Source organism: Acidovorax sp. (genome assembly GCF_046291265.1).
Classification (GTDB): domain Bacteria; phylum Pseudomonadota; class Gammaproteobacteria; order Burkholderiales; family Burkholderiaceae_C; genus Acidovorax.
Genome location: NZ_JBKBTV010000017.1, coordinates 45,563 through 59,808 on the forward strand (window position 1 = coordinate 45,563; position 14,246 = coordinate 59,808).

At 65.0% G+C, this 14,246-nt stretch carries 10 protein-coding genes; 9 read left to right on the forward strand and 1 reads right to left on the reverse strand.

The features are described 5' to 3' along the window. Positions 1-54 precede the first annotated feature (54 nt). The 4 genes from ACK41V_RS09085 (at position 55) to ACK41V_RS09100 (ending at position 5,900) form a co-directional block, all read left to right on the forward strand. Positions 55-717: a gp16 family protein gene (locus tag ACK41V_RS09085; protein WP_409780914.1), complete on the forward strand. Its 663-nt coding sequence runs from the start codon at positions 55-57 to the stop codon at positions 715-717. Further along, positions 711-1,076, forward strand: a complete 366-nt coding sequence (locus tag ACK41V_RS09090) for a Mor transcription activator family protein (protein ID WP_226444439.1) — start codon at positions 711-713, stop codon at positions 1,074-1,076. Before ACK41V_RS09085 ends, ACK41V_RS09090 begins: the two co-directional genes overlap by 7 nt. Before the next feature lie 342 nt (positions 1,077-1,418). Next, positions 1,419-3,653 carry a TonB-dependent siderophore receptor gene (locus tag ACK41V_RS09095; RefSeq protein WP_409780917.1) on the forward strand — a complete coding sequence of 745 codons (2,235 nt, stop codon included), beginning with the start codon at positions 1,419-1,421 and terminating at the stop codon, positions 3,651-3,653. Positions 3,654-3,779: 126 nt separating this feature from the next. Next, on the forward strand, positions 3,780-5,900 hold the full coding sequence (locus ACK41V_RS09100) for a TonB-dependent siderophore receptor (protein ID WP_409780920.1): 2,121 nt from the start codon (positions 3,780-3,782) through the stop codon (positions 5,898-5,900). 9 nt (positions 5,901-5,909) lie between these two features. Here the strand turns inward: ACK41V_RS09100 and ACK41V_RS09105 are convergent, their stop codons facing one another. Beyond that, positions 5,910-6,707: a phosphodiesterase gene (locus ACK41V_RS09105; RefSeq protein ID WP_409780922.1), complete on the reverse strand. Its 798-nt coding sequence runs from the start codon at positions 6,705-6,707 to the stop codon at positions 5,910-5,912. Positions 6,708-7,077: 370 nt separating this feature from the next. Between ACK41V_RS09105 and ACK41V_RS09110 the strand changes: the two genes are divergently transcribed. From ACK41V_RS09110 to ACK41V_RS09130, 5 genes are all read left to right on the forward strand, one after another. Next, a complete protein-coding gene (locus ACK41V_RS09110) occupies positions 7,078-8,277 on the forward strand; it encodes a PepSY-associated TM helix domain-containing protein (protein WP_409780976.1) in 1,200 nt (399 codons plus the stop codon). Continuing rightward, on the forward strand, positions 8,274-8,543 hold the full coding sequence (locus tag ACK41V_RS09115) for a hypothetical protein (RefSeq protein WP_409780925.1): 270 nt from the start codon (positions 8,274-8,276) through the stop codon (positions 8,541-8,543). Before ACK41V_RS09110 ends, ACK41V_RS09115 begins: the two co-directional genes overlap by 4 nt. 22 nt (positions 8,544-8,565) lie before the next feature. Then, positions 8,566-10,809 (forward strand): TonB-dependent receptor, encoded by a 2,244-nt coding sequence (locus tag ACK41V_RS09120; RefSeq protein WP_409780927.1) that lies wholly within the window; start codon positions 8,566-8,568, stop codon positions 10,807-10,809. Between the two features lie 206 nt (positions 10,810-11,015). Then, positions 11,016-11,753, forward strand: a complete 738-nt coding sequence (locus ACK41V_RS09125) for a TonB-dependent receptor (protein WP_409780930.1) — start codon at positions 11,016-11,018, stop codon at positions 11,751-11,753. A 252-nt stretch (positions 11,754-12,005) separates the two neighbouring features. Next, positions 12,006-14,126 (forward strand): TonB-dependent siderophore receptor, encoded by a 2,121-nt coding sequence (locus ACK41V_RS09130; protein WP_409780933.1) that lies wholly within the window; start codon positions 12,006-12,008, stop codon positions 14,124-14,126. Positions 14,127-14,246: the final 120 nt, after the last annotated feature.

Consider the following 14,246-nt stretch of genomic DNA (forward strand, 5'->3'; position numbering starts at 1 on the left):
GTTTTCTGGAGCCCCTGCTTGGGGGCTCTGGTGAGCCACCTGGAACACCCGTTTATGACTACAGCCAAAGCACCCGCCAACAACCGCCGCGCCTCACTGATCAAGCTGATCCACGTGGCAAAGCGCGAACTCGGCCAGAAGCATGGCCTGGATGAGCCGACGTATCGGTCCATCCTGCTTTCCATTGGAAAGTCCGAGTCACTCACGACGATGGGCGTTCCAAGCATGGTGGATGTTTTGGAACACCTCAAGACCAAGGGCTTCCAGGTGCGTCCAAAGGCCGGGGACCGCACCCAAACCATCAACCCCGATACCAGCAAGGTGCGGGCGTTGTGGCTGTTCTTGCATGCGCTTGGTGTTGTGAACGATCCCTCGGAGCGTGCCCTGGCTGCATATGTGAAGCGGATCGCCAAGGTCGATGACCTTCGCTGGGTGCGTAGCAGTGTCACTGACACCTTGATCGAGACCCTCAAGAAGTGGGCCATGCGGTTCCTGCCCGCCGCCGTGGCGGCGCTGCGCCAAGAACTGATGGAGGCCCGCCGAGCTGCGCCCTTATCAGAACGGCAGATCGAGCTCGCCCAACGTGCGGAACTGTATTTGATCGAGGGCGAGGGCTTCGACAAGCACTGGTGGGCTTGGGAATGCTTCATGGGCGCGCTAGGACGCCCGATCCATGCCAATTTGGCTGTTCTCAAAGCCAAGGAGGTCACATGCTGAACCCAGAGTCCAGGATGGCAGAGCGGCGGAACGAGCTATTCGAGGACCTCGTGGCCTTCGTTGAGAAGCGTCTTGAGGAATATGGCTTGGCGGAAACAGCAGCCAATGTCATGGCCAATGCGCTTGCAGATCACATCGCCGACCACTGGGGTGGTCAACTGATCAACATCCCCAAGGACCAGCGCCGCAAGCTGTCCCTGATGGAGGTCGAGATCTATCGCCATTTCAACGGCGACAACTACGGCGAGCTGGCGCTAAAGTACGGCATGGGTGAACGCGGCATGCGCAAGCTCATCAGCCGGGTAAAGGCTCGCCTCGCCAGACAGACTCGCGACGACCAGATGCAGCTGATGGTCTAGCTTCTGGGGGCCGCTTGGGTTTCACCCAATGCAATCAAGTTACAGCGGCCCGTTTCACCCCATCCCCCAACATCCCCTTAAATCCCGATTTATCGCGACGTTTTGGGTTTGTTTATCTCAACTCCCTTCACCCAGCTTCTGTCTTTCTGCCAGCCAACGTCCATACCGGAGTGTTCTGACACTCCGCGCCGCGCCAATGCGCGGCACTGCCCGTTGGCTGCGTGTCCTGCACTCGCCGCCTACGTTTTTCTTTGTCTTTTCGACCGCCTGCGTCTGCCCGCACAGCGCTAGCCATGGCCGAAAAAAAGACGCTAACAAACCGCACGCCAGGGAGTGAATGACATGCACCGCCGCCAAAACCACCTAACCCCCCTCGCAGCAGCCGCGCTTGTGGTCTGCACCAGCCTGGCCCATGCGCAGCAGGCCAACACGCAGAGCCAAACCGCACCCACGGTGCTGAAGGAAGTGACCGTCAGCGGCGAACACGACTCGACCACGGAAGGCACCGGCTCGTACACCACCACCGCACCGCTCTCCAGCGCCACCAAACTCGGACTGAAGCCGCGTGAGACGCCGCAGTCGCTGTCCATCATCACGCGCGAGCGCATGGAAGAACAGGGTTTGCAAACGCTGTCGCAAACCATGCAGGCCACGACCGGCGTGTACGCGACCTATAACGACAGCGAGCGCGTTGCCTACAGCGCACGCGGCTACAACATCACTAACTTCCAGGTCGACGGCATGCTGAACACCTTCGGGGGTTCACTCAAGACCAATGGCGACAACGTGGTGTATGACCGCATTGAGGTGGTGCGCGGCGCCACCGGCCTGACCACCGGGGCGGGCGACCCATCGGCCACCATCAACCAGGTGCGCAAGCGCCCCACCATGCAGTTCCAGGGCAGCGCGGCGGTGCGGCTGGGCACCTACGGCCTGCGCCGCGGCGAGATCGACCTGAGCGGGCCGCTGGCCTTTGACGGCAAGATCCGCGGGCGGTTTGTGGCCGCGCAGCAAAAAGCCGACTCGTTCCGGCCGTTCTACTCGCAGCAGCTGGATGCGCTGTACGGCATCGTCGAGGCCGACGTCGGCCCGGACACCACGGTATCGCTGGGCTACGAGCGCCAGAAATCCGACCCGCGCGGATCGACCTGGGGCACCGTGCTGTATTGGAACGCCGACGGCACGCCCGCCAACATGCCCTACAACCAGAACCTGTCCACGCCCTGGGCGTCGTGGAACATGGTGGAGAACAAAACCACGGCCACGCTGGAGCACCGTTTCAACACCGACTGGCGTATGCGCGCCGCGTTCACCCACAGCGCACGCGAACAGGACGGCCACCTGTACTTTGGCTACGGCGGCAACCCGCGGCCCGATGGCAGCGGCATCACGGTGGCCTATGGCCGCTTCCCCATCGAAGAAGCCATGAACGTGGTCGACGTCAACCTGGATGGCAAGTTCGACGCCTTTGGCCGCCGCCACGATGTGGTGTTTGGCTGGGGACAGAACAAGCGCACCACGGACAGCCTGCGGGTCACCAACGGCGCCGTGCCCGCGGGCTACGGCGTGATCCCGGATTGGCGCACCTGGACCGGCAACGTGCCGATCTTCCCGACCACCATCGGGGCCGTGCCCACCAGCATCGGCACCATCACACAAAAGGCGGGCTACGCCGCCACGCGCCTGCACATCACCGACCCGCTCAAGGTGATTCTGGGCGTGCGCTATAGCGAATACGAGACCACCACCAACGCCTACGCCGCGACCGGTGCACTGACCTCCACATCCGGCTACCGCAACAGCGGCATCTTCACGCCCTATGCCGGCGTGCTGTACGACATCGCGCCGCAATGGACTTTGTACGGCGCCTATACCGACATCTTTCAGCCCCAGAACTATCGCGACGCTGCCAACAACATCCTCGACCCCGTGGTCGGCAAGAGTGTGGAAGCAGGCATCAAGGGCGAGGTTTTTGACAAGCGCATGAACGTGTCGGCGGCAGTCTTCAAAAGCACCAAGGACAACGTGGCCGAGATCGATGATTCGGTGGCGCCCAACTCGCTACCCGGCGGTGTGCAGGCCTACCGCGCCACCGGCAAGGGTAACAAGGTTGACGGGTTGGAGTTCGAGGCGTCGGGCCAGATCACGCGCCAGTGGAACCTGTCGGCGGGCTACAGCCACACGCGTTCGCGCACGGCCTTGGGCGTGGCCAACAACACCGTCATCCCCCGCAACCTGCTGCGCGTGTTCAGCACCTACAAGTTTGGCGACGGTCAACGCTGGACGGTGGGCGGCGGCATCAACTGGCAAAGCAGCTTCTGGAACACCGCTCTGCGCCCCAACGGCACGCTGAACGCCAGCGGCGCCGCCGCAGGCACCGTCACCTCGCGCATCGACCAAGGCGGCGTGGTGCTTGGCAGCCTGATGGCGAGCTACCGCATCAGCGACCAACTCACCGCCAGCGTCAACGTGGACAACCTGCTCAACAAGCACTACTACAACCGCGTCGGTTTTTACAACGGCGTGCACTGGGCTGATCCGCGCACGGTCACGGTCACGCTGCGCGGGACGTTTTGATGCCCGGCCAGTGCCGCCCGGCCAGCGCTCCAAAAATTTAAGTCTTTTTGGCCTCTAGCGCTTTATCCATAATCGCTATTAGCTATTAAAACTATAGCAAATACAAAACCCCGAGGAGAAATCACCATGCGATTGCACCCCCTGGCCGTTGCGGCCGCACTGCTGGCCACGCTGACCAGCGCCCAGGCACAACAAACCGGCGCGGCCCCCAATGCCTCGCTGCCCGAGGTCAAGGTGACCGACGGCGCCGAAGGCCAGGCCACTGAGGGATCGGGCCAGTACACCGCCAGGGAGGTGAGCGTGGGCAAGCTGGTGCAGTCGCCGCGTGAAACGCCGCAGTCGATCAGCGTCATCACCCGCCAGCAACTGGACGATCGCAATGTGACCAAGGTGGAGGACGCCATCAAGCTCAGCACCGGCATGACGGTGACACGGCTTGACGGCGCGGGCAACTACAACTCGTTCCAGTCGCGCGGGTTCGACCTGGGCTCCATCCAGCTGGACGGCGTGCCCATTCCGCAAGGCAACTACAGCACGCTGGACACGGCCATGTACGACCGCCTCGAAGTGCTGCGCGGCCCGGCCGGGCTGCTGCAGGGCGCGAGCGAACCCGGCGGCACGGTGAACCTGGTGCGCAAGCGCGCACCCGCCAAGCTGGCGATTGGTGCCGATGCGGCGGTAGGCTCGTTCGGCCTGCGCCGCGGCACGGTGGACGTGGGCGGTGGCCTCAATGCCGAGGGCACGATTCGCGCGCGCGCCGTGGCCGTGGTGGAAGACCGTGACAGCCACATCGACACGCTGTTCAACAACAAGCGGCTGGGCTACGGCACGCTGGAATGGGACATTGCCCCGTCCACCACCCTGTCGGTGGGTGCTGCGCAGCAGCGCGTGCGCGCCGCCATCGACCAAGGCCTGCCCACGTATGCCGATGGCCGCCTGGCCGACCTGCCGCGCAGCGCCTTCGCCGGCCTGCGCATCAACCGGCAAGACCTGGAGACCAACGACGTCTTCGCAGAGCTGGAGCATCGTCTGGACGGCGGCGGCCTGGTGCGCCTGTCTGCGCGGGACATCGACCGCACCGCGTTCTACCGCTCAGCCCGCTCCAACAGCGCCCTGGCTGCCAACGGCAGCTTCACCATGGAGACGGTGGACGGCGACTTCCGTGTGCACACGCGCAACTACGACCTGTTCCTGGCCACGCCGGTGCAGGTGGCAGGCCGCACCCACAAGCTGCTGGTGGGCGCCAGCCACAACGAAGGCAAGACCTGGGACGGCAACTACGCGTACGGCCCGAGCCTGCCGTTCAACCTGCTGCAACCCAACTACGACCTGGCCTACCCCGACATCCGGCTGCCGGGCTTCACCTCTCTCGTCACACGGCGCGAGAACGCGCTGTACGGGCAGGCCCAGATCGGGCTGACCGACACCGTCAAGCTGCTGGCGGGCGGGCGCCTGTCGTGGGCCGAGGTCGTGACGCGCAGCACCAGCACGGGTGCAGTCACCGCATCGGCAGACCCAGGTCGTCAGTTCGTGCCGTCAGTGGCGCTGATGTGGGACTTCCATCCGCAGTACACCGCCTATGCCAGCTATGCCGAGACCTTCGTGGTGCAAAGCCAGCTGGACGCTGCCAAGCAGTTGCTCGACCCGCGCACCGGCAAGCAGGTGGAACTGGGCGTGAAGGGCGAGTTTCTGCAAAAGCGGCTGCAGGCCCATGCAGCGCTGTTCTGCATCATTGACGAGAACCGCGCCATCGCCGACCCGGTGGTGACGAATGCGTCTATCGCCGGTGGCAAAGTGCGGTCGCAGGGTTTTGAGGCTGAAGTGAGCGGCCAGCCCATGCCCGGCTGGGATGTCGTGGCCGGCTACGCCTACAACGACACGAGCTACCTCCGGGCGCCCGTGGCGCAACAAGGCCAGGTGTTCAGCCCCATCACGCCACGCCACAGCGTGAACCTGTTCACCCGCTACGCATTCACATCGCCTGCACTGCGCGGCTTCAGCATCGGCGGCGGTGTGTCGTACCGCAGCGAGTTTTATTCACAAAGCGGCGCGCTGCGCATCACCTCGGGCGATTACGCGCTGCTCAACGCCCAAGTGGGCTACCAGATCAACGACCACCTGTCGGTGAACCTGTCGGTGGACAACTTGCTGGACAAGACCTACTACGAGAAGGTGTCTAGCGTTGGCCGCCAAAACTTCTACGGCGAGCCGCGCCGCGTGACGGTGGCGCTCAAGGCAAGGTATTGAACCCGCACGTCAAGAAAATGGGTAAGGCCCTGGGTACCGCCCCGTGTAGCTCACGTGGCTGACCAGGCCTTGCTGAGGATTCCAAAGGTGCAGCAAACACGCGGGTGGCCCCAGAAACGACTGGGGCACCGCACCAGGCGCCAACTGCAGAGCGATCTCGGTCGCCGTGCTGGGGCACGCCACCACCACGGTGCCCGCCCAGCGCCGCACCATGGTCCGGTGCACATGGCCGCACAGCACGGCCTCGATGTGCTGGAACTGCCGGATGACGGCCGCCAGCGGCTCTGCGTCGATATAGCGATAGTCGTCCAGATACGAAATGCCGCTTTCAAACGGCGGGTGGTGCAGCAGCACGATGGTGGGTTTGAGCGGATCTGCCGACAACGTGTGTTGCAGCCAGCGAAGCCCGTCGCTGTCGATGTGGCCATGGTGCTCGCCCGGCGGGCATGAGTCGAGCGCAACGATGCGCACCGGGAAATCGTCCACACAGTAGTGCAGCGGTCCGTGCGCGGGCAGATAGGGGTGGGTGGCCCCAAACGTGGCCAGGAATGGCGCACGGTGGTCGTGGTTGCCAGGCATCAGGCGGTAAGGCAGTTGCAGGGTGTGCAACAGCTCAGCCGCCATGGCGTATTCCTCGGGCTGGCCTTCGTCCACCAGGTCGCCGGAGATAAGCACCAGATCGGGTGCGCGGTCCAGAGCATGCAGGTGAGCAATGGCCTGGGCCAACAGCGCGTTCGAGTCGACCACGCCTTTGTAGAGCTGCCCCCGAGGGCGCACATGGATGTCCGACAGCTGGGCGATAAGCATGGGGATTGAGGTTTTGCAGGGCTGGGGGGCGCGGGTGCCCCCATGGATGGAGGGGCGCGTGCACAAAACATGCCCACAGCCGAGTCCGCCCTTCAGCGTTGTGCATGCGACACACTCATAACGCCGCAAAACGGAATCATTCCTATTTGCAATGTAAACTTACGTATCCGCAAGCCACGGCCCGCTCTCTTTGCGCGGCTGCAGCCAGCACTCACCGTCCCTCTTCCGACGTTTCCGGGTTGCCTGGCTTGACTTCTTTTGCCCCTTCTCTTGCCACCGCTGTGGCGCCTTTGCTGTGGCTGTGCGCGTGCGCACCGTGCAGGGGCTGGGCGTGCGCGCAGGCAGCGCGCAATCCAACTTTGTCGAAACCATGAGCCCCACCGCCCTGCGCCGCTGGTCGTGGACCCACAAGTGGTCCAGCCTGGTGTGCACCGTTTTCATGCTGCTGCTGTGCCTGACCGGCCTGCCGCTGATCTTTCACCATGAAATCGGCCACCTGCTGGGCACCGAGGTCGAGTCGCCCGCCATGCCGGCCGACACGCCGCGCGCCAGCCTGGACCAGGTGCTGGCCGCCGCGCACGCACTGCACCCGGAGCGCGTGGTGCAGTTCGCATCGCAGTCCGACGACGATGCCAATGTGTGGTTCGTCACGCTCACGCCTACTCCGGCGCCCACCGAGGATTTCAAGTCGATTGCCGTGGATGCGCGCACTACCGAAGTGCTGTCGCGCCGCCCTGTGGACGAGGGCTTCATGTATGTGATGTTCCGCCTGCACGTGGACCTGTTTGCAGGGCTGCCGGGCAAGCTGTTCCTCGGGTTCATGGGTTTGCTGCTGCTGGTGGCCATCGTCACCGGGGTGGTGCTGTATGCGCCGTTCATGCGCAAGCTGGCGTTTGGCGATGTGCGGCGCGACCGGTCCACGCGCGTGAAGTGGCTGGACCTGCACAACCTGCTGGGCGTCGTCACGCTGGTGTGGGCCTTTGTGGTGGGGGGCACGGGCATGATCAACACCTGGGCCGACCTGATGATCAAGTATTGGCAGTACGACCAGCTAAGCGTGCTGCTCAAGCCGTACGAAGGCCAGCCCACCGTGCCCGTGGCCGAGCGCGGCCCGCTGCAGCAGGCGATGGAGGCCGCGCAGGCCCACGCGCCGGGCACCAAGCTGTCGTTCATTGCGTTCCCCGGTACTGCGTTTTCTAGCCCGCACCACAACACATTCTTTTTGAAGGGCAACGAGCCCCTGACATCGCGCCTGCTGCAGCCCGTGATGGTGGATGCGCGCACGGCCCAGGTCACCGCAGCGCCGCAGCTGCCGTGGTACCTGACCGCACTGCTGGTGTCGCAGCCGCTGCACTTTGGCGACTACGGCGGCATGCCGATGAAGATCCTCTGGGCGCTGCTGGACATTGCCACCCTCATCGTGCTGGGCAGCGGCTTGTACCTGTGGCTGCGCAAGGGGGTGCAGGGCAGCAACGCAAACGCCAACCACATTCCCGGCGAACTTGACGTTGCAGCCCGCGCAGCAACACGCACCGCCGACGCTATGGGTCGCACGGAGGTCACGCCATGAGCAATCCCCGCCCCTTCCTCGCGCTTTGGGGCTGGCCCATCGCCATGGGGGTGCTGACCACCACCGGTCTCATCACCGCACTGGTGTCCGACACCTGGGGCGACTGGTGGTCGTGGCTGGGTCTGGGCGTTCCGGTGGCGGTGATGGGCTGGTTCGCGTGGCGGCGTCCCGCCACCTCAGCCACTGCAACCCGACATCAGCCGACAGTGACCGACCTTGCAGACACCGCAGAGCCACGCGCCAGCGCCCGCTCCACGTCCCTTTAAAAAACTGAAACTCCTCCACACCATGAACCACGCTACACCTCTGCGCGCATCCACGCACTGCCCATCACACCCCCGCTTTGCGGCCACGCCTGCGGCCGTCGCCGTTGCGGTGATGTTTGCGCTGGCGGCACCGGTTGCGCTGGCGCAGACAACCGCTGCCCCGGCCGAAGCTGGCAAGACGCTGTCCACCGTCACAGTCAACGCCAGCGCCGATGCATCGGCGCAAGGCCTGTCGCCCGCGTACCCCGGCGGCCAGGTGGCACGCGGCGGCCGCGCGGGCATTCTGGGCACCAAGGACGCGCTGGACACACCGTTTTCCATCACCAGTTACACCAACGAACTGATTCAGGACCGCCATGCCCGCAGCGTGGGCGATGTGCTGCAGAACGACCCCACGGTGCGCGTGGCGCGTGGCTTTGGCAATTTTCAGGAGGCGTTCTTCATTCGCGGTTTCATCCTCGATTCGGACGACACCGCTTACAACGGCCTGTACAGCCTGCTCCCGCGCCAGTACATCGCCACCGAACTGTTCGAGCGCGTCGAAGTGCTGCGCGGCGCATCGGCCTTTTTGAACGGTGCCAGCCCCAATGGCGGCGGCCTGGGCGGCAGCATCAACCTGCTGCCCAAGCGCGCGCCCAACGAGCCGCTGAACCGCGTGACCTTTGGCGTGGCCAGCGGCGGCCAGACGCAGGTGGCAGCCGACATCGCCCGGCGCTTTGGCCCCGATGGCAACACCGGCATCCGCGTGAACGCCGCGGCCCGCAATGGCGGCACTGCAGTGGACGATGAAGACAGCAAGCTGGGCCTGCTGGCCGTGGGGCTGGACTGGCGCAGCCGTGATGTGCGCCTGTCGGGCGACATCGGCTATCAGGACCACAAGCTGTCGCGCACCCGCACCAACGTGGACGTGGCTCGCCTGACCGCCGTACCCAGCGCGCCCGACAACCAGACGAACTTTGCACAGCCCTGGTCGTATTCGAACGAGCGCGACACCTTCGGCACGCTGCGCGGCGAATGGGACATCAACACCCACGTGACAGCCTGGGCCGCAGGCGGGGCACGCCGCGGCTCCGAAGCCAACTCGCTGGCCAACCTGATTGTTACCAACGCCACCACCGGCGCAGCCACCACCTACCGTTTCGACAACACCCGCAAGGACACGGTCAACACCGGCGAGCTGGGTCTGCGCGGCAAGTTGCAAACCGGCAGCGTGGGGCATGAATGGGTGGCCGTGGCATCGCACTTCAGCGCTGACAAGAAGAACGCGTATGCGATGGACTTTGCCAACACGCAAACCACCAATCTTTACAACCCAACAGCCTCTCCCTTGCCAGCGTTCAGCGCGGGTGCATTCCGGGGCGGTGATCTGGCCAACCCACTGCGCACCGGCAGCACGCGCCTCTCTAGCTTTGCCTTCGGCGACACCATGTCGCTGCTGGACAACCGCCTGCTCTTCACCGTCGGCCTGCGCCACCAAAAGATGGAAATCGCCAACTACGCCTACGGCACGGCGCTGCAGACCGACCGCTACGACCAAAGCCGCACCAGCCCGCTGCTGGCGGCTGTGTACAAGGTGGACAAGGGCCTGTCGATGTATGCCAACTACGTGGAAGGCCTGAGCCAGGGCCAGACGGCACCCGGCACCGCCGCCAACCGCGGCGTGATGCTGGAGCCCTACGTCTCCAAGCAAAAGGAAGTGGGCATCAAGTTTGACGCAGGCCGCGTGGGTGGCAGCGTGGCGCTGTTCTCCACCACCAAGCCGCGCGCGTTTTTGAACGCCGCCAACATCTTCAGCACCAGCGGCAAAGACCGCCACCAGGGCGTGGAACTGGCCGTGCAGGGCGAGGCCATCAAAGGCCTGCGCGTGCTGGGCGGCCTGACCTGGCTGGATGCCAAGCAGCTGACCACGGGGGCGCCGGCCACCGACGGCCAGCGTGTGATTGGCGTGCCCAAGCTGCAGGCCAATCTGGGCGCCGAATGGGATGTGCCCGGCGTGCCCGGCCTGGCTGTGGATGGCCGCCTGGTGCACACCGGCGCCAGCTACGCCAACGCCACCAACACCCTGCGCGTGCCTGGCTGGAACCGGCTGGACGTGGGCGCCCGCTACCTGACCGAAGTGCAAGGCAAGCTCGTCACGCTGCGCGCACGCATCGACAACCTGACCAACCGCAACTACTGGGCCTCGGTGGGCGGCTACCCCGGCTCGGGCTACCTGGTGGTGGGTGCGCCGCGCACGCTGTCGCTGAGTGTGAGCGTGGATTTTTAACGGCCGATCCGATCTGAACCCATCCGACCGCCTGGCAGTGGGCGACACCACGCCACACCGAGAATTTTGAGTCAAAAAGCCCTCTAGCGCTTATTCATAAAGCGCTGATAGCTATCAATAAGTGAGTAACACACTCTTGCACAGGCGGGGGTGTGGCGCCGCCTGTGCTCTTGAATTTTGTTGAAACCACCGAAAGGAAAACCTCCATGCCATCGACCTCGCACCCAAAGACCGCCTTGCTGGCCACGCTGATCGCGTGCGCCTCGCTCACCGCCGTCACCACCGCCAGCGCCCACCAGGTCTGGCTTGAAAACGCAGGCGGCCAGGCGCGCTTGCACTTTGGCGAGTTCAATGAAAACCTGCGCGAAAGCTCGCCGGGCGCTCTGGACAAGTTCAAGGGCGTGCCCGTGCTGGAACAAGTGGCTGGCACCACCGCGCAGCGCGTGGAAGGCAAGTTGGGCAAGGACGCCTTTGCCTACACCACCACCGGTACACCCGACACGCTGTTTGCCGCACCCCTTTACCCGCTGATCGACCGCAGCAAACGCAACCTGCCTGCCATGGTTTGGCAACCGTCGGCCCGCTGGGTGGCAGGCCTGGCCAAACCCGTGGCGCCCACCGCCCCGCTGGACCTGGTGCCCACCGGCAAACCCGGTGAGCTGAAGGTGGTCTACAAGGGCGCGCCCGTGCCCAAGGCCAAGGTGCAACTGGCCGCCCCCTCCGGCTGGACGCGCGAAGCCGAGGCGGGTGAAGACGGCACCGTCACCTTTGTCACGCCGTGGAAGGGCCAGTACGTGGCCGAGGTGAAGCACACCGACAAGACCGAAGGCACAACGGCCCAGGGCGAGAAATACGGCGAAGCCAGCTACGTGACCACACTGACGTTTGTGCTGGCCGAAGGCATGGCATCGCCACCGCTGCCCGAGCCACCGAAGGGCCACTAAACGAATCGACGGGGCGCAGGCCATTCAAGCCGCAGCCCCGTCCGGGCCACAGCGGCCCTTTAATCGGTCAGTTAGTCATCCAGCCAGCCAACCCGTCGGACGGTCGACGGGCCAGCCCGCCACGTCAGCCCCCTCACCCGTGCCACGCCCTGTGTCATGGGCCTGTTGGACCGTCCTGCACACGAATTGTGTGCATAAAACCACTGTAGCGCTTGCCAAATATAGGCCTTTAGCTACTGAAAACATAGCATCATGAACCACCACCGCCCCCTGCGCACTGCCATTGCGCAAGCTGTTCTGCTGGTTGCCTACGGCGCCGCCCAGGCGCAGACCAGCACCGCCGACGACACGGCAGCCCCCGCCCCCTCGCTGCGCCAGGTGGATGTGGTGGATTCCACCGCAGGCGCCGCAGCCACGCCCGCGCGGCGCGCCCAGAGCAGCTCGCGCCTGGGCCTGTCGGTGCTGGAGACGCCGCGTTCGGTCAGCGTGATCGACAACGCGCTGCTGGAGCAGCAGATGGCCACCACCGAGCGTGATGTGCTGCGCAATGCGTCGGGGGTGTCCACGCGCAGCGAGTATTACGGCTCGTACTCGCAGTTCTCCATCCGGGGGCTGTGGGCCAACAACACCTTCAACTTTCTGCGCGATGGCGCCAAGTTTGTCCACCTGATGGACCCGCCGCTGTTCAACATCGAACGCGTGGAAGTCATCAAGGGCCCTGCCGCGCTGGAGTTTGGCCAGGTCGCCCCCGGCGGCCTCGTCAACTATGTGAGCAAGCGCCCCCAGGCCGAACCCCTGCGCACCGTGAAGATCGGTGCAGGCAGCGACGGCTTGCGCAGCGCCGAGTTCGACCTGACGGGCCCGCTGACCGCAGACGGCGCACTGCGCTACCGGCTGGACGGCGCTGCCAGCCGGGGCGGCAGCTTTGTGGATGGCAACACGCCGCACAAGCAAGGCATTGCGGGCAGTCTGGAATGGCAGCTCACGCCCAACACCGTCTGGCGCGCACAGGCCGAAACCCAGAGCGCCGACGGCACCTCCACCTCGGGCCTGGCCGTGCCCGACCCCAAGAACCCCCGCAGTGCCGACGTGCTGCCCGTGGGCGCGTTTTACGGCGAACCGTGGCTGAACACCGACGGCCACCTGCGCTTTTATTCCACCGAACTGCAGCACCGCTTTTCTGACCAGTTGGAAGGCCGCGTGCACCTGTCGCACAACGAAACCTTTCGTAATGTGAACATCGTGTCGCCCATGGGCCCGGTGACCAACGGCCGCGTAACGCGCGGCTACTGGATGGCGCCGGGGCAAAAATACAAGTCGGACACGGCCCTGGCCGAACTGCGCGCTCAGCTACAAATCGGCGCGGTCAAGCACACGGTGCTGGCAGGCCTGGACTGGCGCGCCATTGCGGGCTTCTATGGCGCGCGCACCACGGGCAACCTGGGCGCTATCGACCTCTACAACCCCGTCGCAGGCCTAGTGCCACCCGTGGCCTCCACCGCCGTGGGGCGGCTGTCGTCCGACGCCCGCAACACCGGCGTGTTTGTGCAGGACCGCTTGGCGCTGGGTGACTTTGCCCTGCTGCTCGGCCTGCGCCATGACAAGTTCAAGGACGCCTACACCGTGCCCGTCACCGACCTGAGCCAGACCCAGCCCAGCGCCGCACTGAGCTGGGAAGTGCGCCCGGGCAGCATGGTGTACGCCAGCTACGCACGCTCGTTCCAGGCCAACTCGGGCACGCTGATCTGGGGCGACCGCGCCGCGCCGCCGTCCGAAGGCAAACAACTGGAAGTGGGCTGGAAGCAGGAATGGCTGAACCAGCGCCTGCTGACCACCGTATCGGCCTTTGACCTGGAACTGACCAATGCCCCCGCCACCGACCCACAACACCCGGGCTACTCGGTGCTGACCGCGCGCCAGCGCGTCAAGGGCGTGGAGCTGGAGCTGCAGGGCCGCATCACACCGGGCTGGACGGTGACGGCCCAGGCCAGTTTTCAAGACCCCAAGGTGCTGTCGGACACCACGGCGGGTGCCAACGTGGGCAACCGCGTCGGGCTGGCCACGCGCCGCACGGCATCGCTGTGGACGCAGTACCGCCTGCCTCAGCTGCCTGGCCTGTGGATTGGCGGCGGCCTGGTGCACCAGGGCGACAAGTTCACGGCCAACGACAACAGGTGGCGGGTGCCAGGCTACACGGTGGTCGACCTGGCGGCGGGCTACCAGTTTGCGGGTGGCGTGCGCATGCAGGTGAACCTGAAGAACGCGGCCAACCGGCGCTACTACCTGGACGGCACCACAACTGCCGCGGGCTTTGGCGCCGTCACGCCCGGCCAGCCGCGATCGGTGCAGGTTTCGCTGGACTACAGCTTCTGACAGCGCGGCGCGCAACACGGGCAACGCAGGTAACACGGGCACCAAGGGCATCACGGGCACAGCGCTCCTCGCCCGCCCGGTCCCTGCGCGCCGCTTGCTCCTCTCCTTCCTTTTTTCACC